This window comes from Novosphingobium sp. FG90, assembly GCF_057808725.1.
On record NZ_JBMDIO010000006.1, the window covers coordinates 57,957 to 82,989 of the forward strand.

The 25,033-nt window shown below is 65.8% G+C and carries 24 protein-coding genes; 12 read left to right on the forward strand and 12 right to left on the reverse strand.

All coding sequences use genetic code 11. The annotated features are described in order from the left end of the window. Positions 1-125: 125 nt before the first annotated feature. The 3 genes from ACODRZ_RS07510 to ACODRZ_RS07520 are packed head-to-tail and all read left to right on the forward strand — an operon-like array spanning position 126 to position 2,856. On the forward strand, positions 126-1,334 hold the full coding sequence (locus tag ACODRZ_RS07510) for a CaiB/BaiF CoA transferase family protein (protein ID WP_488969244.1): 1,209 nt from the start codon (positions 126-128) through the stop codon (positions 1,332-1,334). Next, positions 1,331-1,702 (forward strand): Zn-ribbon domain-containing OB-fold protein, encoded by a 372-nt coding sequence (locus ACODRZ_RS07515; protein WP_488969245.1) that lies wholly within the window; start codon positions 1,331-1,333, stop codon positions 1,700-1,702. The genes ACODRZ_RS07510 and ACODRZ_RS07515 overlap by 4 nt, the downstream gene beginning before the upstream one ends. 2 nt (positions 1,703-1,704) lie before the next feature. Next, positions 1,705-2,856, forward strand: a complete 1,152-nt coding sequence (locus ACODRZ_RS07520; protein WP_488969246.1) for a thiolase — start codon at positions 1,705-1,707, stop codon at positions 2,854-2,856. A 121-nt stretch (positions 2,857-2,977) separates the two neighbouring features. Here the strand turns inward: ACODRZ_RS07520 and ACODRZ_RS07525 are convergent, their stop codons facing one another. Further along, the gene (locus ACODRZ_RS07525; RefSeq protein ID WP_488969247.1) at positions 2,978-4,336 is read right to left on the reverse strand and encodes a spinster family MFS transporter; all 1,359 of its coding nucleotides are present in this window, start codon (positions 4,334-4,336) and stop codon (positions 2,978-2,980) included. Between the two features lie 8 nt (positions 4,337-4,344). Next, positions 4,345-4,803, reverse strand: a complete 459-nt coding sequence (locus ACODRZ_RS07530) for a VOC family protein (protein ID WP_488969248.1) — start codon at positions 4,801-4,803, stop codon at positions 4,345-4,347. Between the two features lie 102 nt (positions 4,804-4,905). On the opposite strand from ACODRZ_RS07530, the gene ACODRZ_RS07535 reads away from it, so the two are divergent. The 6 genes from ACODRZ_RS07535 (at position 4,906) to ACODRZ_RS07560 (ending at position 9,948) form a co-directional block, all read left to right on the forward strand. Continuing rightward, entirely contained in the window at positions 4,906-5,676 is a 771-nt protein-coding gene (locus tag ACODRZ_RS07535) for an enoyl-CoA hydratase/isomerase family protein (protein WP_488969249.1), read from the forward strand. Between the two features lie 184 nt (positions 5,677-5,860). Next, positions 5,861-7,087 carry an aromatic ring-hydroxylating oxygenase subunit alpha gene (locus tag ACODRZ_RS07540; protein WP_488969250.1) on the forward strand — a complete coding sequence of 409 codons (1,227 nt, stop codon included), beginning with the start codon at positions 5,861-5,863 and terminating at the stop codon, positions 7,085-7,087. Positions 7,088-7,138: 51 nt separating this feature from the next. Further along, a complete protein-coding gene (locus ACODRZ_RS07545; protein ID WP_488969251.1) occupies positions 7,139-7,945 on the forward strand; it encodes an SDR family oxidoreductase in 807 nt (268 codons plus the stop codon). Further along, on the forward strand, positions 7,942-8,412 hold the full coding sequence (locus ACODRZ_RS07550; RefSeq protein ID WP_488969252.1) for a VOC family protein: 471 nt from the start codon (positions 7,942-7,944) through the stop codon (positions 8,410-8,412). The genes ACODRZ_RS07545 and ACODRZ_RS07550 overlap by 4 nt, the downstream gene beginning before the upstream one ends. Before the next feature lie 127 nt (positions 8,413-8,539). Then, positions 8,540-9,451 (forward strand): acyl-CoA thioesterase, encoded by a 912-nt coding sequence (locus tag ACODRZ_RS07555; protein ID WP_488969253.1) that lies wholly within the window; start codon positions 8,540-8,542, stop codon positions 9,449-9,451. Continuing rightward, a complete protein-coding gene (locus tag ACODRZ_RS07560) occupies positions 9,448-9,948 on the forward strand; it encodes a MaoC/PaaZ C-terminal domain-containing protein (RefSeq protein ID WP_488969254.1) in 501 nt (166 codons plus the stop codon). The genes ACODRZ_RS07555 and ACODRZ_RS07560 overlap by 4 nt, the downstream gene beginning before the upstream one ends. 194 nt (positions 9,949-10,142) lie before the next feature. Here the strand turns inward: ACODRZ_RS07560 and ACODRZ_RS07565 are convergent, their stop codons facing one another. The 7 genes from ACODRZ_RS07565 to ACODRZ_RS07595 form a co-directional block, all read right to left on the reverse strand. Then, positions 10,143-11,306 (reverse strand): acyl-CoA dehydrogenase family protein, encoded by a 1,164-nt coding sequence (locus tag ACODRZ_RS07565; RefSeq protein ID WP_488969255.1) that lies wholly within the window; start codon positions 11,304-11,306, stop codon positions 10,143-10,145. Between the two features lie 13 nt (positions 11,307-11,319). After that, positions 11,320-12,765, reverse strand: a complete 1,446-nt coding sequence (locus tag ACODRZ_RS07570) for a dihydrolipoamide acetyltransferase family protein (protein ID WP_488969256.1) — start codon at positions 12,763-12,765, stop codon at positions 11,320-11,322. Positions 12,766-12,776: 11 nt separating this feature from the next. Further along, entirely contained in the window at positions 12,777-13,787 is a 1,011-nt protein-coding gene (locus ACODRZ_RS07575; protein WP_211151716.1) for an alpha-ketoacid dehydrogenase subunit beta, read from the reverse strand. A 10-nt stretch (positions 13,788-13,797) separates the two neighbouring features. Then, positions 13,798-14,772: a thiamine pyrophosphate-dependent dehydrogenase E1 component subunit alpha gene (locus ACODRZ_RS07580; RefSeq protein WP_488969257.1), complete on the reverse strand. Its 975-nt coding sequence runs from the start codon at positions 14,770-14,772 to the stop codon at positions 13,798-13,800. Positions 14,773-14,911: 139 nt separating this feature from the next. Further along, positions 14,912-16,276, reverse strand: coding sequence for an aromatic ring-hydroxylating oxygenase subunit alpha (locus ACODRZ_RS07585; RefSeq protein WP_488969258.1), 1,365 nt, complete (start codon positions 16,274-16,276; stop codon positions 14,912-14,914). Then, a complete protein-coding gene (locus ACODRZ_RS07590; RefSeq protein WP_008830392.1) occupies positions 16,276-17,037 on the reverse strand; it encodes an SDR family NAD(P)-dependent oxidoreductase in 762 nt (253 codons plus the stop codon). Before ACODRZ_RS07590 ends, ACODRZ_RS07585 begins: the two co-directional genes overlap by 1 nt. Positions 17,038-17,167: 130 nt before the next feature. Continuing rightward, complete coding sequence (locus ACODRZ_RS07595) at positions 17,168-18,802, reverse strand: class I adenylate-forming enzyme family protein (protein ID WP_488969259.1); 1,635 nt, start codon at positions 18,800-18,802, stop codon at positions 17,168-17,170. 271 nt (positions 18,803-19,073) lie between these two features. Here ACODRZ_RS07595 and ACODRZ_RS07600 point away from each other — a divergent pair, with 271 nt between their 5' ends. The 3 genes from ACODRZ_RS07600 (at position 19,074) to ACODRZ_RS07610 (ending at position 21,688) form a co-directional block, all read left to right on the forward strand. Then, complete coding sequence (locus ACODRZ_RS07600) at positions 19,074-19,760, forward strand: TetR/AcrR family transcriptional regulator (protein WP_488969260.1); 687 nt, start codon at positions 19,074-19,076, stop codon at positions 19,758-19,760. 106 nt (positions 19,761-19,866) lie between these two features. Next, the gene (locus ACODRZ_RS07605) at positions 19,867-20,802 is read left to right on the forward strand and encodes an SDR family oxidoreductase (RefSeq protein WP_488969261.1); all 936 of its coding nucleotides are present in this window, start codon (positions 19,867-19,869) and stop codon (positions 20,800-20,802) included. Between the two features lie 127 nt (positions 20,803-20,929). Then, positions 20,930-21,688: an SDR family oxidoreductase gene (locus ACODRZ_RS07610; RefSeq protein WP_488969262.1), complete on the forward strand. Its 759-nt coding sequence runs from the start codon at positions 20,930-20,932 to the stop codon at positions 21,686-21,688. A 4-nt stretch (positions 21,689-21,692) separates the two neighbouring features. Here the strand turns inward: ACODRZ_RS07610 and ACODRZ_RS07615 are convergent, their stop codons facing one another. From ACODRZ_RS07615 to ACODRZ_RS07625, 3 genes are all read right to left on the reverse strand, one after another. Beyond that, on the reverse strand, positions 21,693-22,190 hold the full coding sequence (locus ACODRZ_RS07615; protein ID WP_488969263.1) for a methylated-DNA--[protein]-cysteine S-methyltransferase: 498 nt from the start codon (positions 22,188-22,190) through the stop codon (positions 21,693-21,695). A 71-nt stretch (positions 22,191-22,261) separates the two neighbouring features. Then, positions 22,262-23,608: an aromatic ring-hydroxylating oxygenase subunit alpha gene (locus ACODRZ_RS07620; RefSeq protein WP_488969264.1), complete on the reverse strand. Its 1,347-nt coding sequence runs from the start codon at positions 23,606-23,608 to the stop codon at positions 22,262-22,264. Next, positions 23,605-24,960 carry an aromatic ring-hydroxylating oxygenase subunit alpha gene (locus ACODRZ_RS07625; protein WP_488969399.1) on the reverse strand — a complete coding sequence of 452 codons (1,356 nt, stop codon included), beginning with the start codon at positions 24,958-24,960 and terminating at the stop codon, positions 23,605-23,607. Before ACODRZ_RS07625 ends, ACODRZ_RS07620 begins: the two co-directional genes overlap by 4 nt. Positions 24,961-25,033 lie beyond the last annotated feature (73 nt).

Sequence of the window (25,033 nt, forward strand, 5' to 3'; positions counted from 1 at the left end):
AGCGATATCACCACGCCGACCGTTTTCCGTCGCCCCTGCGCAAGCAGGGGCGACGGGTGTTCGGGGCAATCCTTTTCCAGAAAACACGGGCCGCAGCGCGGTCACTTCATCATCGGAGAATACGAATGAGCGGTAAGGGCAAGGGACCTCTGGCGGGCGTCAGGGTGCTCGATCTCACCAGCGTGCTGATGGGGCCTTATGCGACGCAGATCTTCGCCGACCTCGGCGCGGACGTGATCAAGGTGGAGAGCCCGCAGGGTGACACCACGCGCTTCATCCCGCCCGGCCCGGACGCCTCGCGCGGGGCGATGTTCCTCAACGTCAACCGTGGCAAGCGTTCGATCGTGCTCGACCTCAAGCAGCCGGAGGCGCGCGCCGCCCTGCTGAAGATGGCTGAAAGCGCCGACGTGTTCATCCACTCGATGCGTTCCAGCGCGATCGGGCGTCTGGGGCTGGACTATGCGGCGCTTAAAAGCGCGAACCCGAAGATCATCTACGCCAACCTCTATGGGTTCGCCCGCAGCGGCCCCTATCGCGACTATCCCGCCTATGACGACATCGTGCAGGCCGCATCGGGCATCGTCGACCTACAGGCGCGGCTTTCCGGCGGGCAGCCGACCTACGCCGCCACCGTCATCGCCGACAAGGTGGCCGGCCTCACCGGCGCCTACTCGGTGATCGCCGCGCTCTATGCCCGCGAAAAGAGCGGCATCGGCCAGGAAATCGAAGTGCCGATGTTCGAGACGCTGGTGTCCTTCGCCATGGTGGAGCACCTGTGCGGCTCGCTGTTCGTGCCGCCGGAAGGCCCGCCGGAATACCCCCGCGCCACGTCCGAAGCGCGGCGCCCCTATCGCACGGCGGACGGCTACATCGGCGTGATGATCTACAACGACAAGCACTGGCGCGCGTTCTTCGATGCCCTGGGCAATCCGGAATGGTCGCAGGATCCGATGTTCGCCTCGATGCGGTCGCGCACGCAGAACATCGGCACGGTGCTGGCGAAGGTGGCCGAAGTGATCGAGACGCGCAGCACCGAGGAATGGGTGGAACTGTTCCGGCAGGCGCACATCCCCGCCACCGCGATCAAGAGCCTGACCGACCTGCTGGACGATCCGCACCTTGTCGAGACCGGCTTCTGGCAGGAGCGCGAGACGCCTGAAGGCACCCTGCGCTTCCCCGGCATCCCGACGACCTTCTCCGAAACCCCCGGCGCCATCGGCGATCCCGGCCCGGCCCTGGGCGGCGAGAGCCTCGACGTACTGCGCGAAGCGGGCTTCTCGGCCGAGGAGATCGCCGACCTGCAGGCGCGCGGCGCGGTGCGGACGGCGGCATGAGCCCGGAAACGCGCTCCCCCGAAGCCCACTGGCGCACGGCGCTGGCCGAGGGCAGGCTGCTGCTCCAGCGTGCGCCGGACGGCAGCGCGGTGTTCCCGCCGCGCCTTGCCGCGCCGGGCAGCGGCGAGCCGCTCGAATGGTTCGAGGCATCGGGGCGCGGCCATGTCTACACGCTCTCGTGGATCAACCGGAAGCCGCCGGCGGAACCCTACCACGTCGCCCTGATAGACCTCGACGAAGGCGCGCGGCTGATGAGCCGGGTGGAGGGTGTGACGCCCGAAACGCTGGCGATCGGGATGCGCGTGGAGGCTTTCGTGGACCACAGCGGGGAAGCACCGCTGCTGCTGTTCCGGCCGGTGGAGGACTGACGATGGGCGATACCTTCCCTCGCGGCCGCACCGCCATTGCCGGCCTTGCCACCTTCGGGATCGGCGAGATGCCCGGGTTCAGCTCGATGGAGCTGACCGCGCAGGCCGCCCTGCTGGCCGTGGCCGATGCCGGGCTGACCCTTCCGCAGGTGGACGCGCTGTTCATCTGCCAACCGGACGACTTCTTCTCCGGCCTGTCCTTCGCCGAATATCTTGGCCTGCAACCCCGCTATACGGACAACAACCGCACCGGCGGCTCTGCCTTCATGAGCCACATGGCGGTGGCGGCGATGATGCTGGAGGCGGGCTATATAGACTGCGCGCTGATCGCCTATGGCTCCAACCAGCGCAGCAACGGCGGCAAGCTGGCGACGAAGATCACCAGCAACCAATGGGATGCGCCTTATGCGCCGCTGTTCCCGCTGACGTCCTATGCGCTGGCCACGGCGCGGCACATGCACGAATTCGGCACCACCCGCGAAGACCTCGCCGCGGTGGCGCTGGCAGCGCGGGCCTGGGCGAACACGAACCCGGAGGCTTTCGCCAAAGGCCCGTTGACGCTGGAGGACTGCCTTGCCTCGCGCATGATCAGCACCCCGATCTCGGTGCGCGACTGCTGCCTCGTCACCGACGGCGCGGCGGCGATCGTGATGACCCGCACCGATCGCGCACGCGATCTGTCCAAGCCCGCCGTGCCGGTGCTGGGCGCGGCGGCGGCGACATGGTGGAACTCGATCGCGCAGGCAAAGGACGTGACCGTCACCGCCGCGAAGGAGTCCGGCGCACGGGCGATGGCGATGGCAGGCGTCACCCCGTCCGACATCCGTACCGCGCAGCTCTACGATGCCTTCACGATCAACACGATCCTGTTCCTCGAAGACCTCGGTTTCTGCCCCAAGGGCGAAGGCGGCCGCTTCGTGAGCAGCGGCGCCATCGCGCCGGGCGGCAGCCTGCCGGTGAACACCAACGGCGGCGGCCTCTCGTGCTGCCACCCCGGGATGTACGGGTTGTTCGCGGTGATCGAAGCCGCGCGCCAGATCCGGGGCGAGGCGGCGAACCAGTTGTCCGGTGTGGACGTTGCACTGGCGCACGGCAACGGCGGCACCTTATCCAGCCAGGCGACGGTGGTGCTGGGGAGCGTGGAAACTCTATAATCAACGTCATCCCGGACTTGATCCGGGACCGCTGGCCGTGAACAGCCCGCCTCGCTGGGCGCGATTGCAAGCTATCGCCTCAAGGATTGCCAGCGGTCCCGGCCTACGCCGGGACGACGGATTATTGCAAGGTCAGCACCCGCCGATAGCCCTTCAGCGCCCGCCCGACAAAGAACGCCGAAACCGCCCCCGCCACCGCGCAAGTCACCGAAAGCGACAGGCCCACGCTGCGTTCGTCCGCGAAGACATGATCGGTCAGCAGCGCCACGATGGTCGGTGCGGCGCCAAGGCCCATCACGCTCGCCACGAAGACGTAGACCGACGAGGAAATCCCCCGCATCCGGTTGGGCGTCGCCATCTGCAGGCCCGAAGAGGCCAGCGCCTGCGGCAGCGAATAGGTGAAGCTCGCCAGCGTCGCCACGACCATCGCGAATTCGTAGCTGGGCGCGAAGGCCAGCGCGAGCGAGATCGGGATCAGCGCCAGCGCCGCGAAGAACGGCACCCGCATCAGCGCATCATGGTGGCCCCGCCTCCGCAGCCACCCCGCGATCACCGGCCCGGCCAGCACGCCGATCGAACCGGTGATGAGCACCGCCACGCCGTACTGCACCCCCACCGTCGCCGCGCTGGCTCCGAAGCGCCGCATCAGCATTGCCGGCATCCACGCCGGGAAGGCGTAAAGCACGATCACAAGCGAGGCCATGCCCGCATAGAAGTTGCCATAGAAGTCCCGCCGGTCCGCGAAAGTACGCCAGACCTGCCCAAACGGCATCTGCGCCGCATCGTGCGCCGCCAGCTTGCGAGCAGGCTCGCGGATCCGCAGCATCAGCAGCGCGATCAGAAGGCCGGGGATGCCCGCCACCAGGAACACCACCTGCCACGGTCGCAGCGCGCCCAGATAGGGCACCGCGCCAAGGTCCCACCCCTGCGCCGCTTCCAGCAGCAAGCCGCCGAAGATCAGCGCCAACCCGCCGCCGATGTACGGTCCCATCAGGAAAATGCTGAAGGCGCGCGGGATCATCCGCGTGGGAAAGCTGTCGGCAATGATCGACCACGCAGCGGGGGTGATGCTCGCTTCCGCACCGCCCACCGCCGCGCGGGCGAAGAACAGCTGCCAGTACCCGCGCGCAAGGCCGCAGAGGCTGGTGCCAAGGCTCCACAGCATCGCCCCGCCGATCAGGATCCGCTTGCGACTGCCGGTGTCAGCCAGCCTGCCGAACAGCGGACTGAACAGGATGTAGGCGGCGGTGAACGCCACTCCCTGCAACAGACTGAGCCGCGTGTCGGACAGCCCGAAGTCCGCCTTCAGCGGCGCCACCAGCAGGTTGAGCACCTGCCGATCCACGAAACTGGCGGTGTAGGCCAGGGTCAGAACGAAGATCAGATACCACGCCGCCGCAGTGGGCGCAGGCTCGGTATCCTCCGGCAGCGGCGCCGCCTGCTCTCCCGGCTCGACGAGAGCGACTGCCGCCCCGCTCATGCCCCCGCTCACGACCCTATCCAGTCTTCGATCATCGGCCGGATCGGCTCACCCACCAGTTCCAGCACCGGGCCGTCACCGCGCACCATGTAGGCCATCTGGCCATAACGATGCTTGGGAGACGCACCCGCCGCGATGACCTTCCAGCCCTGCGCCAGCAGCGCTTCCACCTCTACGCCGACGTCGTCCACCCAGGCTCCCACATGAGCCGCGGAAACGGCACGCAGCGCCTCGTAGGCCCCGCCCGGAACCATCTGGATCAATTCGACATGAATCGGCCCCTGCCGCGAATAAGTGACCGTCAGATGTGCTTCGGACCAACCGGAATCAGGAAGCCATACCCTAATAGGATCGAATTTGCGAATTGGCGCCCATTCAACGCCAAGTCCATTTTTCAACTGATCCATGGATAGATGAATATCGTCCACTATTAATCCATGGTGATGGAGCCTCTCAAAAGCTTTCAATTTATCCTCATCCCATATTATCGATCAGCTTATATGCCGTCGCGATTCGAGAAACGGTTCTCACCATCCAGGGACGGCGGATAACTTCGGGAGAATAGCGCAATGACCGGCCTTATCGTCGAACGCCGCGGCGCCGTATGCCTGCTGACAATCGACCGCGAGCATGCGCGCAACGCGCTCGACGCGGCCACATCCCGCGCGATGGACGAGGCGATCTCGGCTGCAGAGGCCGATCCGGACGTGGGCGCGATCATCGTTACCGGCGCCGGCAACCGCGCCTTCTGCGCGGGCATGGACCTGAAGGAAGCCGAGCGCATCGGCGCCGGTCACGGCCTGATCCCCGGCCGCGGCTTCGGCGGCATCACGGAACGCCGACGCACCAAGCCACTGATCGCCGCGATCAATGGCACCGCCGTCGCGGGCGGGTTCGAGATCATGATGGCCTGCGACATGGTCTTTGCGGCCGAACAAGCGCTGATGGGCGTGAGCGAGGTCAAGCGCGGCCTCTTCGCTTTCGCCGGAGGCATCCAGCGCCTTGCCGCGCAAGTGCCCCGCGCCACGGCGCTGGCCATGATCATGACCGGCGAACTGGTGCCCGCCCGCCGTCTCTACGACCTCGGCGTCGTCACCGAAGTCGTGCCAGGCGACCGCCTGCTGGGCCGCGCGCTGGAGGTGACGCAGGCCATGCTGGCGAACAGCTGGCAGGCGATCAACAACGGGCGTGAACTCTACGAACTGTCCACCGGCATGGACACTACGCAGGCGCTCGCCATGGGCAACGCCTGGGGCAAGGCCACGCTCGCCAGCGCCGACAGCCGCGAAGGCATCGCCGCCTACGCGCAGAAGCGCGCCGCGAAGTTCGGTCAGGGCTGAAGCGCCCGATTGTCGAGGCGGTGAAATTACAATCACTGTTGACTGTTTTATCGTGCGGGAGGTAGGATCGCAAGCATCACATCGACAGAATCAAACATTCATGTCTGTTTTTGATTCGGTCGGGCCGACCCGGCGACAGTCACAGTTCAGGGCGTCGCGGTTCAAGGCAAGGGAGAGAAGGCCGATGCTCGATCTGGTCACAGATCAAACCCCCGAAAACGATTTCGCGCGCATGGACTACGAGCGGGATCGCAAGGGGCCGCCGGAAGGCTTTCCGAAGCTGCCCGATATCCCCGGCACCCGCTACACCGACGCTGAGTTCCTCCGCCTCGAAAGGGAGATGATGTGGGACCGGGCGTGGCTCTACGCCGGCCACACCGATCAGGTGCCCAATCCCGGCTCCTGGTTCCTGACCCGCAATTCGGGCGTGCCGATCATCGTCACGCGCAACCTGAAGGGCGAGGTCAAGGCGTTCTATAACACCTGCCAGCATCGCGGCGCGCCCCTTGTTACCGAGGAAGCGGGCGAAGGGCGCGGCTTCGTGTGCGGCTATCATGGCTGGAGTTATACGCTGGACGGCAAGCTGACGGCGGTGCGCGACAAGCGCGACTTCGTCGATCTCGACATGTCGTGCCGTTCACTGGTGCAGGTACGTTGCGAGTTGCTGGGGTCGCTGATCTTCATCAACCGCGATCCCGATGCCCAGCCACTGATGGAGCACATCGGCCCGATGGCCGAGCAGCTCGAACAGTTCGAGCTTGAAAAACTGCGCCTCGTCGACAGCCGCAGCTACGAAGTTGACTGCAATGTCAAAGTCTTGCTTGACGCTTTTCTTGAGGTTTATCACCTCAAGTCGATCCACATCAACACGGTGGATCGCTTTCTCGATCACCGCGCGATGATCGTCACCCTCTGGCCGGGCGGACACAGTCGCATGGCGACGCCGAACCGCCGCCCGGACTGGGTCGATCCCGGCACTGTGGGCATGCCCGAGATCCCCTCGATCACGGAATTTCCCGCGAAGAACAACGTCAGCTACCAGATCTATCCCAACTTCATCATGCCGCCCGCGCCCACCGGCATCCCGATCCTGCAGTTCTGGCCGATCGGCACCAGGCGCACGCGCGTCGTCTCCAGTTGGCTCGCGCCCGACCACGATCCCGAGAATCCGCACCCGCTCTGGCCCACGCGCCTGAACAACTGGGAGCGCATTCTCTACGAGGACCTGCAGTACGCGCCCCAGATCCAGGAATCGCTTGAAAGTCCGGGTTTCAAGGGCATGCCGCTCAACTACCAGGAGCGCCGCATCTATCACTGGCACGAGGAACTGGACCGCCGCATCGGCCTCAACCAGGTGCCGGAGCACGCGCGGGTCGAGCAGGTTCTGGGCGACTGGGTACAGCGCGACTGACTTTGCCCCGCCCCATACGGGACCAGAACACAAGATAACGGGAGAACACGCATGGCCGATCTGGCTGGAAAGATCGCCGTCGTCGCCGGCGCGGCGAACCGGGACAACATGGCGCAGGTCATCGCACGCCGCCTTGCCGCCGATGGCGCGACAGTCATCGTCGCGGGCCGCAGGGCGGAAGAACTCGAACACCTCGCTGCAGAGATCGGCGGGCTGGCAGTTACCGGATGTGACCTTACCGACGAGGCCAGCCTTGCCCGGCTGGGCGACACGGCCAAGGCCACCTACGGCGGGGTCGATATTGCCGTGAACGCCACCGGCTGGGGCCTGCTCAAGCCCTTCCTCGACACCACGAAGGCCGAGATCGAGCAGATGACCGCGTTGCAGTTCACCGGCGCGATCCTGTTCTACCAGGCCATGTTGCGGGTCATGCGCGACGGCGGATCGCTGATCCAGATTTCGTCCGCCACGGCATCGATCATGCTGGAGGACCACGCCGCCTACATGGGCACCAAGGCCGGCGCCGACCACGTGATCCGCTGCGTCGCCAACGAATTCGGCCATCGCGGCATCCGCGCCAACTCGATCGCGCCTGGTTTCACGGTCACGCCGATGACCGAGAAAGCATCGAAAAACAATGCAATAATCGATACATTTACGAAAGAGTATCCGCTTGGCCGCGTCGGCACTAGCGAGGACATTGCCGAAGCCGTTTCGTGGCTAGCCGGGGATGCCTGCTTCATGAGCGGGCAGGTCCTGCAAGTGAACGGCGGCCTCACCCTGCGCCGCAATCCCACCAACGCCGAGATCGTTTCCGCCGTGAAAGCCGCCAAATCCGCAGTGGGACAGGCCGCTTGATCCGGGGCGTCCACCACCTCGCCATATCGACGCCTGACCTCGAACGGTTCGTCGATCACTACCAGCGCTGGTTCGGCTTCGAGCGCGCCGGCAAGGAAGGCGGCTGGCAGCCCGGCAACGACCGCATAGACACGATGGTCGGCTTGAAGGACAGCAGTGCCCGCTACGAGATGATCCGGCTTGGCAACCTGCACATCGAGGTCTTCGAGTATGCCAGCAACGACCCGCAGGTGGTCCACCCCCGGATGTGCGACCGGGGCATCACCCATATCTGCCTCTACTGCGACGACGTCTTTGCCGAATACGAGCGGCTCCTGGAGCTGGGCATGGAGTTCAACTGCCCGCCCGGCGGCTCAGCGGCGACACGGGCCACTTATGGCCGGGACTGCGACGGCAACGTCGTGGAACTGCTGCAGATCGTCGATCCCGAATGCGGATTCGGGTTCGAGAAGCTGGCGGTGGCCTGATCGCTTCGTCCTCCCGGACTTGATCCGGGACCGCTGACGGTCTTTAGGCCGGGGGCAGTGCCATGCTCTCAAATCCGCTCAGGCTGAGCTTGTCGAAGCCCTTGCGTAACACCGCCAGCGAAATTGGATGGACTTCTTGCTCGACACCACCCCCTACATCGACGACCCCGAACTCGAACGCCGCATCGCGTATCAATTCCAGGAAATCGCGGCCGACCATTACCGCGTTGCCCCGGTGCCCAGCAGCTTGCTGCGGCTCTATGGCGGCATGGCCTTGTCGCAGTGCCTTGCCGCCGCGCGGCTGACGGTGCCGGAAGACAAGGCCGCGCACAGCCTTCACGCCTATTTCCTCCAGCCCGGCCATACCGACCGCGCCGTCGATTTTACCGTCACGCGCGAGAGCGACGGGCGCACCTTCGCCAATCGCACCGTGCGCATGACGCAGGATGGGGCACCGATCATCAACCTGATGGCCTCGTTCAAGGCGCCCGAGCCCTCGGCCCGCCATGCCTTTCCGATGCCCGACGCGCCGCCGCCCGAAAACCTTGTCAGCCTTGCCGAGCTGGTAGCGGACTACGGTGATCGCCTGCCCGAGCGGCACCGGCCGTTCTGGCGCCGCCGACAGCAGGTGGACTGGCGCCCGATCGGCTTCTTCCCCTTCGACGAGCGCAAGGTGCGTCCGGCGACGCGCAACTTCTGGTTCCGCTTCAACGGCAGGATCGACGGCCCGTTGCACGTCCATCAATGCCTGCTTGCCTATGCCTCGGACCTGCACATCTTCCACACCGCGCTCGGGCCGCTGGGGATAGGCTGGGCGAACGACTTCCTGCAGAGCAGCAGCCTTGACCATGCGATCTGGTTCCACGACGCATTCCGCGTGGACGAGTGGATGCTCTATGCCCTCGACAGCCCCGCTGCCACCGACGCGCTGGCGCTTGGCCGGGGCAACATCTTCCGCCGCGACGGCACGCTCGTCGCCACTGTCAGCCAGCAGGGCCTCGCCCGGATGCTGGAAGAGAAACGCGAAGGAAAGCTGTGACCTGCAAGCCGTTCACTCCCGCGAAACCCCATCGCACTTTCGAGGATCTCGAACTCGGCGAATTCCGCCGCTCCTCGCCGCGCACCGTGACGCAGGAGGAAATCCTGGAGTTCGCGCGCAAGTACGATCCGCAGTGGTTCCACACCGATCCCGAGAGCGCCGCGCAGTCTGTCTTCGGCGAAGTGGTGGCCAGCGGCATCCACGTCCTCGCGCTGTGGCGGCAAATGGATCACGAGATCAACTGGGACATCGACTGGGTCTGCGGCGTGGGCTGGGACGAACTGCGCCTGAAGCGCGCGATCCGTGCCGGGGACACGATCCACGTCACCAGCGAGATCGTCAGCCTCGAACCCTCGAAGACCCGCACCGATCGGGGCACCGCGATGACCCGCTACGCCGTGGTGCTGGAGGACGGCACCGAGGCAGTAACCTTCACCAGCATCAACCTCGTCTATACGCGCGGCGCGAGGGAGCGGATGGCCGGCACCGCACGCTAGAAGCGCGGGTGCCGGGCCACCCCCTCATGGCTCTTTGAACCATTATCCCAGCTTAAACCGTCATCCCAGCGAAGGCTGGGACCGCTGGCCTTGCCTCGCCCATCCATCGGCAGGGCGTCATTCTGACGGGTGGGCTGTTCCTTGCCAGCGGTCCCAGCCTTCGCTGGGATGACGCCTGCTCGGCCTCACGTGCCTCACCGCCGCTGGTCGAACCGCCGACCAAGCATGGCCCCGGCGATATTGACCTTCTGGATATCGATCGCCCCGCCCGCGATGCCCCAGCCCCACGAGTCCCGCAGGCGGCGCTCCATCGGGAACTCCTTGGAATAACCATAGGCGCCCATCAGCTGCATCGCATCGCCCGTCACCTCACGCGCGATGGTGTTGGCGAAGCACTTGCCGGTGGAGCTGTGCAGCACCGAAGGCAGGCCGTCCTCGGCCAGCGAGGCAGCGCGCCAGATCAGCAGGCGCGCTGCCTCGATCTTCATCTGCATCTCGGCCAGCTTGATCTGCACCGCCTGGAATTCGGCGATCGGCTTGCCGAACTGCTTGCGCTCCTGAACGTAGACGCTGACGTCCTCCAGCGCGCCCGAGGCCTGCGCCAGCGACATCGTGGCATTGCCGCAGCGTTCGAGGTCGAAGGCTTCCATCAGCTTCTTGAAGCCGCCGCCCGCCTGCACGATGATATTGTCGAGCGGCACTTCACAATCGTCGAAGTTGATGTCCGACGACGGCACGCCGCGGAAACCCATCAGTTCCTCGTTCGGGCCGAACGAGATGCCCGGCGCGTCCTTTTCCACCAGCACCGCGCCGATGCCCTTGGCGCCCGGATCGTCCGAAAGACGGCAGTAGACGACATAGGCGTCCGAGTGGCCGCCGCCCGAGCACCACCGCTTGGTGCCGTTGATGATGAGCTTGTCGCCCTTGACCACGCCTTTGGTCTTGAGGTCGGTCAGCGCGCTGCCCGCGTCCGGTTCGGACATGGAGACAGCGACGACCATGTCACCCGAGCAGACGGCGGGAACCACGCGCTTCTTCAGGGTATCGGAGGCGAAGTGCTCGATGGCGCGCACCGGACCGACCGAGCTTTCGAAGATCGGGAAGCCGACCGCCGAGGAGATCTTGCCGAATTCCTCCAGCACGATCAGCGCCTCGATGTTGCCGAGGCCCAGACCGCCGAGTTCGCTCGACACGTTGATGCCCAGAAAGCCCATCTCGGCATAGCGCTTGACCAGCGCGCGGCTGGGCGGCTTGTTGTCGCGTTCCAGCTGGGCGGCGATGGCGGGCAGTTCGGCGCGGGCGAAGGTGCGGGCGGCTTCCTGCAGCTGGAGCTGGTCTTCGGTCAGCTTGAAGTTCATCGTTTCTTTTCCGTCAGAGCAAATGGGGCTGTTCGATGAGGTTCGCCAGCGCGGCCATGAAGCGGCCACCGTCGGCCCCGTCGATCGCGCGGTGGTCGCACGAGAGCGAAAGGTGCAGCACCGGCACGATGCGGATCGCGCCGTCGTCGTCGATGGGCTCGGGCCGCGCGGTGCCGACCGCCAGGATCGCGCCCTGCGGCGGGTTGATGATGGCGTCGAACTGTTCGACCCCGAACCCGCCGAGGTTGGAGAGCGAGAAGCTGCCGCCGATGAATTCCTCGGGCTTCAGCTTGCCGCTGCGGGCACGCTGGGCGAGGCCCTTCATCACACTCCCGATCTCGGCCACGGAGAGATCGTCGGCCCCGAAGACGATCGGGGTGACGAGGCCCTTCTCGGTCGCCACCGCCACCGCAATATCGGCCGAGCCTAAGCGGTGGATGTCGTTACCGTGGACCTGCACGTTGACGGCTGGCACTTCCATCAGCGCCAGCGCGCAGGCCTTGACGATGAAGTCGTTGACGCTGGGCTTGTCCGACCCCAGCGAAGTGCGCAGCGCCAGAAGACGGTCCGCACGGACGCGGCGACGTACGTAGAAGTGCGGGATCTGCTGCTTAGCCTCAGTGAGCCTGCGCGCGATGGTCCGGCGCATCGAGGACATCGGCATGACATCGACATTGCCCGATGCCGGACGCGGTGCGGGCGCTGCCACGACGGGGGCCGGGGCCGCGCTGGCGGGCGCCGGAGGGGGCGCGGGTGTCGGGGCGGCCTGCTGGAAGATCGCCAGCACGTCGTCACGCCGCACTTTGCCGCGCGCGCCGGAGCCCTTGATCGTGGCGAGGTCCAACCCGTGCAGCGCGCCGAGACGGCGGGCGACAGGAGTGGAGAGCACCGGGCTGTCCGGCGTCGCCGCGAAGACGCCGAAAAGCTGCGGCTGCGCCTCGGGCCGCGCGGCCTGATGCACGTCCTGCGCGAAGATGCGGCCACCCCGGCCCGTGCCGGTGACGGTGGCCAAATCGACGCCAAGGCGCTGCGCCTCCGCCAGCGCAGCGGGGCTGATGGCAAGGCCCTCGGGCACCGGCGGCGCGGCGGGCGTAGCGGGCCTCTCCGGTTCCACGGCAGGTGCGGGTGCAGCATCGTCACCATCAGGCCCGAAGCCACTTTCGGACGGCGTGAACGCCGCGATCACCGCGTCGATCTCTGCCGCGCTGGCTTCGCCGCCGTCGCTCAGCACCGCCAGCAGCGCGCCGACCGGGTAGGTCTGCCCGGCTTCGGCGAGAATGCGCACGAAGCGGCCGTCCTTTTCCGCCTCGATCTCGTTGGTGATCTTGTCGGTCTCGACCAGCGTGAGCACGGCGCCGCGTTCGAACGGGGCGTTTTCAGCCACCATCCAGTCGGCGATCGTTCCTTCGGCCATTTCGATGCCCCACTTGGGCATCGTGAAGGGCGTGAGCTTTGCCATGTGCCCTCCCCTCAGCGGAAGGCGAGGACGCGGCGCACCGCATCCTCGATCTTCTGCGGCGAAGGCACCCAGGCGCGCTCCAGATTGCGGGCGAAGGGGATCGGGCTGTGCGGCGCGGTCACCATCGCGGGCGGGGCCTTCAGGCTGGTGAAGGCGCGCTCGGTCACCATCGCGGCGATGTCGGCGGCAAGGCTGCAGCGCGGCGGGCTTTCGTCCACCACGACGAGGCGGCCTGTCTGCTCCACCGATTCCAGGATCGCGTCCTCGTCCAGCGGGCTGGTAGTGCGCAGATCAAGCAGGTCCATGCCGATGCCGTCCGCCGCCAGCTTGTCGCCGGCTTTTTCCGAGAAGTTCACCATGCGCCCGCAGGCGACCACGGTGACGTCGCCACCCTCGCGCACCACGCGCGCTTCGCCGAAGCGCTGGCGGTGGTCGCCCTCGGGCACTTCGCCCTTCACGCCGTAAAGCGTCTTGTGTTCGAAGAACATCACCGGATCGTCGCCGCGCAATGCCTCGGTCAGCAGGCCCTTGGCGTCGGCCGGGGTGGTGGGCAGCACCACCTTGAGGCCGGGCATCGCCGTCAGCATCGCATAGACCGACTGGCTGTGCTGCGCCGCCGTCTGCATGCCCGCGCCGTAGACCAGCCGCACCACGGCGGGGCACTTGGTCTTGCCGCCGAACATGTAGCGGAACTTGGCCATCTGGTTCCAGATCTGGTCGAGGCTGACGCCCACGAAGTCCGCGAACATCAGTTCGGCCACCGGCCGCTTGCCCGAAAGCGCCGCGCCCGCCGCCGCGCCGATAATGGCGCTTTCGCTGATGGGGGTGTCGATCACGCGCTCCGGCCCGAACTTCTTCCAGAGCCCCGGACTGGTGCCCCAGATGCCGCCGATCGCCTCGGGGCCGCCGGCGGTGCCGTTGCCGCCGACCACGTCCTCGCCGAGCAGGATGATGTCGGAATCGCGTTCCATTTCCGCGTGCAGCGTCGAGACGATCGCCTCGCGGATGTTCATGATGGCCATCTGCGGTTCCTCAGTAATATTCGACGTAGACGTCGTCGGCGACAGTGGCGGGATCGGGCTGCTCGTCGGCACGCGCCTCTGCCACGGCCTCTTCGATCAGGGCGAGCACTTCGGCGTCGACCGCATCGAGATCGGCGTCGGTCAGCAGAGCGGCGCCGGTGACGCGGGCGCGAAAGGCCTTGAGGCAGTCCCGCTCGGCACGGATGCGGTCGAGTTCACCCTTGCCGCGATAGCGCTGCGGATCGCCCTCGAAGTGGCCGTAGTAGCGCTCGGTATCCAGCTCGATCGCGGCGGGGCCATTGCCGGCGCGGACATATTCGAGAAGTTCCGTGAAAGCCGCGTAAGTCTCGAAGAAGTCGCAGCCATTGGCGCGCCAGGCCTTCATCCCGAAGCCCTCGGCGCGGCTGGCGATGTCCTTGCTGGTGCCCACGGCGTAGGCATCGCCGGTGTGCTCGGAATAATGGTTGTTCTCGAAGACGAAGATCGCCGGAACCTTGGTCACGACGGCCAGGTTCATCGCCTCGAAGGTGGTGCCCTGATTGCAGGCGCCGTCGCCGGAGAAAGTCACGCCCACCCTGCCCTTGCCGTCGATGCGCGCGGCGATCGCGGCGCCCACCGCCTGCGGTGCACCGCCGCCGACGATGCCGTTCGCGCCGAGCATCCCCACTTCGAGGTCGGCGATGTGCATCGAGCCCGCGCGGCCCTTGCAGAGACCTCCAGCGCGGCCGTAGATTTCCTTCATCATTCCCTTCACGTCGCAGCCCTTGGCGATGCAATGGCCATGGCCGCGATGGGTGGAGACGATCTTGTCGTCCACGGTCAGCTGGTCGCAGATGCCCACGGCAACCGCTTCCTGCCCGGCGTAGAGGTGCGTGAAGCCGCCGATCTCGCCGGTCTTGATCTCTTCGTGCAGGCGTTCCTCGAATTCGCGGATGGTCTTCATCCCGCGATAGGCGCCCATCAGTTCGTCGCGGTTCAGTTGCATCGCCGCTGCTCCCGTTGGTGTTCTTAAATCGTCGTCCCGAACTTGATCCGGGACCGGTGGCTGTCTTTAGGCGCGCCCTGCCGAGGGTTGGGTGACGCTCGGCCAGCGGTCCCGGATCAAGTCCGGGACGACGTCCTTGTCACAAGTCATCCGGCCCCTTCCCGTGCGTGTAGATGTAGTCGTCCAGCACCTTGTGGAAGTGGCGGATGCGCAGTTCCTGATCGCCGATGTGCAGGCCGGGGAAGAAGTCCGACTGCATGCCCGTCTGCACCGTCGGCAGGTTGAAGGCATCCTGATCGAGCACCTGACCGATGGTCTTGTCGCCGTGTTTGAAGCGCTGATGGCGGACCCGCTCCGGCCATTCCTCACCCTCGGGGACGAGGCCGAACATCCAGATGTCGTAGTACATCTTGTTCGGGTCGGTGGCGTGCGGGCGCTGACGGAACAGCATGACGTCGTCCGCGTGGACGTTCACCGACACGTTCGGGAAGATCGTGTAGTGGTAGTCGTCGGTCAGTTGCTCGTCATTGAGTTCGGAATAGTCCTTGCCCTGCGCCGCGCCATGCTCGCGCTTGAACAACTGCACGTCGCGGCGGATGTCGGAGACGCGGCCTTCGTATTCGGCCGGGTCCATCCCCGCATGCACCATGATCTCGTGGATCGCGGGCGGGATCTGGCTCGGCATCGCCACGCGCGGGGATATCGCCGCGAAGGGGATCAGATAGCGGTTGTGCTTGCCGTAGCAGTCGATCTGGACGTTGACGTCATCGAGATACCACTTGAGCTGCGGGTGGATGCCCTGGACGTGGTAAGTCTCGCTGAAGGCATCGACCGAAGTTTTCCAGTTGCAGTCCCACTCGACGGTGATGTCGCGCATCCATGCCATCCGCTCGGGGTGATAGGGTTCGAGGTGGCGCTTCAGCGGATCGATGAAGTCGTCGAACGGCTCGACGTTCGGATCGAGCGAGAACCACACGAAGCTGTTCCACTCGACAGAGGGCAGCGGCGTCAGCTTCATGCCGCCCGGGCCGCCCTGCACGAAAGTACACAAGTCCGGGATATGCTCGAGCTTGCCATCGAGGCCGTAAGTCCAGTGGTGGTACATGCACTGGAACTTCTCGGCATTGCCGCGCCCTTCGGGGCGGAGGCGGTTGCCGCGATGGAGGCAGACGTTCGGGAAGGCACGGATCGAGCCGTCGGCCTGCCGCACGATCAGCACGGATTCCTTGCCTATGTCGGTGCAGATGTAGTCGCCCGGTTCCTTCAGATCGTCGGAGCGGCCGCCGAGCAGCCACACCTTCGTCCAGACGCGCTCCCACTCCAGCTTCATGAATTCCGGCGAGTAGTAACGCGCAGCGGGGATTATGTCGGTGCCCAGTTCCGGATCGGGCGCACGCTCGGTCGGGGTGCCGTTGCCCACGGACTCGGGATCGACGCGAAACACGTCGACGACGCGCTTGACGTCCATCGACGCCCGGTCCCAGCCCATGACATGCGGCTTCATCAGAAGTGCGTCCTGTTGGTGAAGCCCCCGTCGACGACGAGGTGCGACCCGTTGCACCAGCTGGCCGCGTCGCTGGCGAGGAAGGCGATGGCCTTGGCCACTTCCTCCGGACGGCCGAGGCGGCCCGACGGCTGCTGGCGAAGCTGGGAAGCGTAGAACTTCTCCATCGTACCCTTGATCATGTCCCAGTTGCCGCCCTCGAACTCGATCGGACCGGGGGAGACGACGTTGACGCGGATGCCGTTCTTGCCGTGCCACAGCGCCAGCTGCTTGCCCCAGGTGACGAGGCTGGCCTTCATCGCGTTGTAGGCCTGCGGACCGCCCATCGCCTCGCCCACCGAGGTCGAGCCGAGCAGGACGATCGCGCCGCGCTGCTGCTCGGTCATCTTTTCGATCACGCCCTCGACCGCACGGACCACGCCCATCACGTCGGTCTCGAAGGCGTTGTACCAGTACTTCTCGCTGCCCATGCCGCCACCGGCCGAGGTGAAGGGGACGAGGATATCGACACCGTCGAGCGCTTCGATCGCCCAGTCGATCCAGGCCTTGTATTCCTCGGGCTGCTTGGCGTTGACGGCCTTGCCGACGACTTTGGTGCCGTACTTCGAAAGGTTGGCGACGGCGTCCTTGACGCTGTCCTCGCTGCGCGCGGTGAGCGCGATGTCGCAACCCTCGCGCGCCAGGACTTCGGCCACCGAGTAACCGATGCCGCGCGCCGCGCCGACGAGGATCGCCTTCTTGCCCGCCAGTCCCAGATCCATTCGCTTCTTCCTTGTTCCGTATGGCCGCGGAGTCGGAGTGCGGCCTTGAAGTCTTGAGAGGACTGTAAGCGCCCCGGCCCGGACGATGCAATAAAAAAGACAAGCACGACTGCCTTTTTTATTTTCGGTTTCAAACCGCCTGCAACTCCGCGATCAGCCCTTCGCGCAGGCGGAACTTCTGGATCTTGGAGGTCGACATCGGCCACTCCGCGACGAAGCGCACATGACGCGGGATCTTGAAGCTGGCGATGCGGCCCTTGCAGTGGTCGATCAGTTGCTGCTCGCTGGCGCTCTCGCCCTCGGCGAGTTCGACGAAGGCGGCAGGGACTTCGGAGTAGCGGTCGTCCGGCAGGCTGACGACTTGCGCCAGTTTCACCGCCGGGTGAGTCTGCAGCATGGCCTCGATCTCGGCCGCCGCGACATTCTCGCCGCCGACCTTGAGCATGTCCTTGGTGCGGCCATGGAACATGACGTTGCCGTCCGCGTCGATCGAGCCGATGTCACCGGAGAAGAACCAGCCGTCGCGAATGGCCTCGGCGGTCTTCTCGGGGGCGTTGTAGTAGCCCTTGAGGATGTTCGGGCCACCCAGCACGATCTCGCCCTGCTCGGAAGGGCCGCAATCGAGACCCGTTTCAGGATCGACGATACGGACCTGCCATTCGTCCAGCGGCACCCCGCAGCGGCCGGTACGCACCTCGTAGTTGTCGGAGAGGCGGCTGGTGGAGACGGTGCCCGCGCCTTCCGTCAGCCCGTAAGTGCCGACCTGTATCGTGTGCGGCATGGCCTCCGCCACCGCCAGCTTGATCCATTCGGGCTGGACCGCGAAGTTGGAGTTCATCACCCGCAGCTTCGACAGGTCGGTATCCTTGAAGGTCGGATGGGTGATCAGGTCCTGCATGATCGTGACGAAGCTGGGATAGGCGATCGTCGCGCCCTCCTTGCCCAGCATCGCCAGCCCCACCCCCGCATCGAAGCGCGGGATCGTCATGTAGACGCCGCCGAGGTCGAGGATCATCGTCATCGGCAGGATGCCGGCGATGTGGAAGATCGGCAGCGGCGACCAGACCTTGTCATCGCTGGTGCATTCATACCGCACGCCGAGGTTGCGGCTGTTCGCCACTTGCGCACGGTGGCTGATCATCGCGCCCTTGGGATTGGCCGTGGTGCCCGATGTATAGAGGATCATCGCCGTATCCTGCGGCGAGACGGCGTCGATCAGCGCATCCACTTCGGCCTCGGGCGTCTCAAGCCCCGCCCCCAGCGCCGCGCGGGCGGAAACAAGGTAAGGCGCGCACCGGTCGTCCAGGCACACGATGCTGCGCAGGCGGGGCGCCTCGGGCAAGGCAAGCGCCCAGGGGTCCTCCGCCTGCGTCAGCGAGGGCAGCGCCGCTTCGAGACGTGCGCTGAAATCGAGACCGTCAGCGACTTTGCCGATGGTGATGATCGTCACGAGGTCCGCGTCGGCGGCGACGAAGCCCAGTTCGCCCGCCTGATACCGCGCGTTGACCGGCACCGCGACGGCGCCCGCCATGGTGATGCCGTAGAACGCGGTGATGAAGTCCACGCAAGTCGGCAGCAGCAGACCGACGTTGTCGCCGGGCTTCACGCCCATCGCCACAAACGCCCGTGCCCAGCTGCGCGCCGCCTCGTTCAGTTCGGTGTACGTCAGCCGCCGGTCCGGCAGTACGATCGCATCGCGGTCCCCGAACTTGCCTGCCGAGGATCGCACCATCTCGCCCATAGTCAGGATCGGCCTATCGCCCATTCCCGCTCTCCCATGTCCTGTGCTCTTATCAGATCGCGCGGCAAAGCGCCCGATCATGCGAACTGTGTTTGACGCCAGCTTATCAAGCGGCGGGAAAAATACAATCAGTCATGTCTGTTTTGTTTGTGGGCACTGCAAGGTGATGGCAGCGGGGCGATATCCGCAGGAATGGCCGCGATCCGGGCCTTTCAGGTGCTTGCCTAACGGGCAATCGAAGGCGTAAGCGGATCGAATCCGCAATCACTGCCGACAGCAATTTCAGGCGAATCACATGGCCCTTTCGCGCACCCGCACGACCCGAACTGCAAAGCCTGCCGCTCCCAAGGCGTCTCCCGCAAAGAATGGCGGCACGACCCTGCAGGCGACCAAGGCGGCACAGACGCGCGCGCGGCTGATCGATGCGACGGTGCGCTGCCTCGTCAGGCACGGCTACGCCAACACCACGACCCCGCGCGTGGCCGAGGAGGCGGGCCTCTCGCGCGGAGCGATGATGCACCACTTCGAGAACGGCGCCGCGCTCATCAAGGCGACGATCATCGAACTGCACGAAAAGCGCCTGCGCGCCTTCCGCCGCGCCGCCGAGAAGCCAGAGGAGCACGACGTCGATACGCTGGTGGAAGTCTACTGGGCACAAGTGCAGAAGCCCGGCTTCATCGCCTTCCACGAACTCGCCGTTGCCGCGCGGACCGACAAGGACCTCGGTGCGATCCTGTTCCCGCTGCAGGAGGAGTTTCGCGAGCGGTTCAACGCGCAGGCCGATGCCCTCTTCCCCGAATGGCGCGATGCCCCCGTCGAGTTCGACATGGCAATGAACCTGTCGCAGACGATCCTCGAAGGCATGGCCATCGCGGTCCAGACCGGCGCCATGGACAAGGCCAAGGTCCCGGCGATGCTCACCCATCTGGAGAACCAGATCCGCGCGCTGATGCCGTGGCACAAGGGTGCCACCGCTTCGTAAAAACAATCTTGTTTGTCTTTTTGATCGCTCACCGCTACCGTGGCGGCGGGCAGAGGATCAATGCGGCGCAAGTCGGCCTCTGTCCCGATTCGTGAGGACAAGAGATTTGAGCGCGCCCAACACTCCCACTGGCAGAACCTTCACCGCCAAGACCTTCCGCCCCGAGGACGACGGGCCTGACCGCCCCGCGCGCGGCCTCGACGAAGAGGCGCTGCGCCAGCAGTCCACGATCTACCGTGACGACATGCTTGCCGGGCAGACGGTGTTGATTACGGGCGCGGGAAGCGGCATGGGCAAGGCGGCGGCGTTCCTCGCGGCGAAGCTCGGCGCCAACGTCGCGATCTGCGGGCGCGATCTGGAAAAGCTGCAGACCACCGTGGGCCTCGTGCGCGAAGTGGTCGGCAGCGAAGTCCTCGCCGTATCGACCAACATCCGCGATCCCGAAGGCGTCGAGGCGCTGATCGGCACCGTCCACGATCACTTCGGCGGGCTCGATACGCTGGTCAACAACGCGGGCGGGCAGTTCCCGCAGGACGCCATAGACTTCACCCGCAAGGGCTGGCTGGCGGTGATCGACACCAACCTCAACGGGACCTGGTGGATGATGCAGGAAGCCGCCAAGCGCTGGCGTGAGGACGGCAAGCCGGGCAACATCGTCAACATCGTGGCGAACGTCGAGCGCGGGATGCCGCAGGCGGCGCACACCTGCGCGGCGCGCGCGGGGGTGATCTACCTCTCCAAGACGCTCGCCACCGAGTGGTCGCAATGGAATATCCGCGTCAACTGCATCGGCCCCGGCGTGATCGAGACCGAGGGCTTCCGCATGTACCCGGAGGAAGCGCTCGCCCGCTTCCACAAGGCCAACCCGATGCGGATGCGCGGCAATGCCTGGGACGTGGCCGAGGCGATCGCCTACCTCGCCTCGCCGGCGGCGCGGTTCATCAACGGCGACCTCATCATCATGGACGGTGGGCAGGCCCAGTGGGGCGTGATCTGGCCCGCCGGAATGCCGGAATATTTCAGCGAGGATGGGGCGGCGTGACTGCCGCCCTCCGCCCTCGCCGATCGTCATTGCGAGCGTAGCGAAGCAATCAAGGGCAGTTGAATGCCGCGCTGGATTGCTTCGCTACGCTCGCAATGACGAAGCGTTATAATAGTAGGAGAGATGAATGGGCCGGGTTGAAGGCAAAGTCGCGCTGGTCACCGGCGGCGGCTCGGGGCTGGGAGCGGCGGACTGCGAGGCGCTCGCCCGTGAAGGCGCCACCGTGGTCGTCACCGACGTGAAGCTGGAAACCGCGCTCGCCGTTGCCGACCGCATCGGCAATGGCGCGCTGGCCATGGCGCTCGACGTGGCGAACGAAGCCCAATGGATTTCCGTCATGCAGGAAATCGAGGCGCGCTTCGGGCGGCTGGACGTGCTGGTGAACAATGCGGGCGTGGTGCTCAGCGCCGATGTCGAGGACACCACGCTCGAACAGTTCCGCTGGGTCAGCGCGATCATGACCGACGGCGTGTTCCTGGGCTGCAAGCACGCGATCCCGCTCATGAACAAGGGGAGCGGCGGCTCCATCGTCAACATGAGTTCGACCGGCGCCCTGCTCGGCTATCCGATCTTCTTCGCCTATTCCGCCGCCAAGGGCGCGGTGCGGGCGATGACCAAGTCGGTCGCGGTGATGTGCCAGGAAAAGGGCTACAAGATCCGCTGCAACTCGGTGCATCCCGGCGCGATCGAGACGCCGATGGTGCAGACCGCCGAAGGCCGCCTCGACAAGCCGAAGGAAATCCCGGACGGCGTCCTGCCTTCCGGTACGCCGGGCCATCCCAAGGACGTGGCGGCGCTGGTGCTGTTTCTCGCCTCGGACGAATCCCGCTTCATCACCGGCGCGGAGCTTGTCATCGACAACGGCGTGACGATCAGGCCGTTCTGACCGGTCAGAGCAGGAGCGGCTGCCCTTCCTCCATCGCCAGCAGCCAGGCTTTCGCTTCGATGCCGCCGGCGAAACCGGTGAGGTTGCCGCTCTTGCCGATCACCCGGTGGCACGGCGCGATGATCGAGATGGGGTTGCGCCCGTTCGCCGCGCCGACCGCGCGGCTTGCACCCGGAGTGCCGAACCCGCGCGCGATCTCGCCGTAGCTTCGCGTTTCGCCGAAGGGAATTTCCAGCAGTGCGGCCCAGACTTTGCGCTGGAACTCCGTGCCCCGGAAATCCAGCGGCAGGTCGAACACGCGTCGCCCGTCCGCGAAGTATTCGCGCAGCTGTGTCTGCGTGGCCGCCAGAACCGGATGCTGCTCGTCGATCAGCGGGCCGAGGGGAACCCGGTCCGGCCGATCATTCTCCCACAGCACCGCGACCAGCCCGGCGTCGCCGCCCACCAGCGTGAGTTCGCCCACCGGCGACGGCATCATGCGGCGATAGAGAGGCTGTTCCATCCGCGCCTCCTTGCCGCCGCCGCGCCGGGTGTCAATCCGTCACCGGATCATAACCGGAACATTTATACCGTCTAACCTTCCAGCCAACGATCCAGTTCGATATGGAAATGCCTTAGCCGCGCTTCCTGCTCGCCCCAGAGCGGGCCACGGAATCCCCGCGAACGCGCGCCCGCCTGAACGATCGGCAGCAGGTCGGAGTCCTGATCCAGAACCTCGCCCATACCCGGCGGTTCGCCGAGCCCGGTATGGACCACTTCGGGCCGCGTCGCGCCCGTCACGTCGACGTCCGCGCCCAGCCCCATCCAGCCCGGCGCACCGTAGCCGGGGGCATCGACGTGGCGGTAAAGGATGGTGGTCTCGTACGTGAACTGCTCCGGATCGCTGGCGTGCGGCTTGAAGCGATGGAGGAACACCGCCTCGGGGTGGCAGCCGATCTGGGTATTGGGAAATATCCCGAAGATCGTCGCATCGGTCAGCTGCGCATCGGAGAAGTGCGAATAGTCCAGCCCGATCCGCGCCGCCCTTTCGCGCTTGGCATGGGCCACCGCGGCGCGGCTTTCCATGGCGGTGCCGGTAAAGCTGTCCGGATCGACGCCCGCGTCGGCCAGCAGCATGGCGATACCGGGATTGATCCTCTCCTGATCGGGGAAGTGCGAGTTGGGCTGTGCCATCGGCACGAACTGGCGAGAGAGGCCGTGCGGGAAAAGGTCGATGTGCGTGCGGTCGTCGATCACTCCCATCGTCTGCGGATGGATCGCGTGGAGGTGATAGCTCTCGTAGAAAGCGTCGATCCCGCCCTTCCAGTTCGCCGCCCAGTCCGACCGGCGATGCTGGACGACGTGCATCCGGTCCATGCCGTAAGTCTCCAGCATCGGCAGGATCGGTGCGAGAAACTCGGCCAGCGGCCGCGCGCCTTCGTCCATGTTGATGAACACGAGGCCCGCCGCTTCCTCCGCGCGAACCGAGGTCAGGTCGGTGCCATGGCAGAGCACTTCGGGGCGGAAGGTCTCGGCGTCGGTCACCTTCTGGTTGTGCCCATCGATCCCGTAACGCCACGAGTGGAACGGACAGGTGAAGCTGTCCTGGCTGCCCATCTCTCCGGTGACGAGGCGGCTGCCCCGGTGCGGGCACACGTTGTAGTGCGCCGCGACCGAGCCGTCCGCCTGTCGCACGACGATGAAACTCTCCGGCCCGGTATCGAACTTCACCCAGTCGCCGGGCTCGGGAATATCGCTGGACGGCGCGGCGAGCAGCCAGGTGCGGGCAAAGACCTCGTCCAGTTCGCGGGCGAAGAATTCGGGCGAGGTGTAGCGCGCGGGATCAGGGCGTGCGGTGCCGTTGTCGATCGCCGGGGCGGGCTGGTCGAACGGGTGATCGGAGCCCTTGTGGACGGCCCAGCTGCGCGGATCGTAGTTCATACGCCTGCCTCCATCCGGCGGTCGAGTTCGGCGTGGAAGTGGCGCAGGCGGCCTTCCTGCTCGCTCCACAGCGGTCCCCGAAAACCGCGCGAGCGGGCGCCCGCCTGCACGATGGGCAGGAGGTCGGAGTCCTGGTCCAGCACTTCGCCCAGCCCCGGCGGCTCGCCAAGGCCGGTGTGGACGATCTCAGGCCGGGTGCCACCGGACAGGTCGGTGTCCTCCCCCAGCCCCATCCACGCCGGAGCGCTGTAACCGGGTGCATCGACATGGCGGTAGAGGATGCAGGTGTCGTAAGTGAACTGGTTCGGGTCGCTCGCGTGCGGCAGGAAACGATGGAGGAAAATCGCCTCCGGATGGCATCCTATCTGGGCATTGGGGAACAGCCCGTAGACGACGGAATCGCTGAGCTGGCTGTCGCTGAAGCGGTCATAGCCGAGCCCGAGGTCTGCGGAACGACGGCGCTTGGCCTGCTGCACCGCGCGGCGCGTCTCTGCGGCGGTGCCGTTGTAAGTCTCGGGATCGATACCCGCATCGCGCAGCATCGACTGGATGCCGGGGTTAACCGTCTCCTGATCGCCGTAGCGCGCGGCCGGCTGCGCGAAAGGCACGAACTGTCGCGAGAGGCCGCCGGGCCAGAGGTCGATCTGCGTGCGGTCGTCCATCAGGCACTGGGTCTGCGGGTGCACGGCGTGGAGGTGGTAGATTTCCGCAAAGGCATCCACTCCTCCCTTCCAGTTCGCCCCCCAGTCGGAGCGGCGGTGCTGCACCACGTACATCCGATCGATGTCGTAGAGTTCCAGATGCGGCAGGATCGGCGCCAGCCATTGCTTCAGCGGCTCGACCTGCGGGTCCATGCAGATGAACACCAGCCCCACCGCCACCTCGCAACGAACTGAGGTGAGATTGCGGTCGTGGCAAAGCACTTCGGGCCGGAACGTCTCCGGATCGGTGACCGCGACGTTACGGCCCTCGAGGTCGAACTTCCACGAATGGAACGGGCAGGTGAAGCGGTCGAGCGAGCCGAAGTCCGACGTCACGAGGCGGCTGCCGCGATGCGGACAGACGTTGTAGTGCGCATGGATCGCGCCGTCGTCGCCGCGCACGACGATGAAACTCTCGGGACCGACATCGAAAGTGAAGAAGTCCCCCGACTCCGGAATGTCGGATGCAGGCCCGGCCAGCAGCCAGCTCCTGGCGAAGACCTTCTCCCACTCCTCGCGCATGAAGGCGCGGTCGTGGTAGCGGCGCGGGTCGGGCCGCTCGGTGCCGTTGTCGATCGCGGGCGAGACGCGCGCGTTGAACGGATGCGGCGTGCCGACATGGATGTTCCAGTCGTCGAAATCGAGCTTCATCATGGTCATCCCTCTCCTCTGGGATCCACCGGGCGGCCGTCTCTCATGTCCGACTCACCCTCGGGGTGGACAT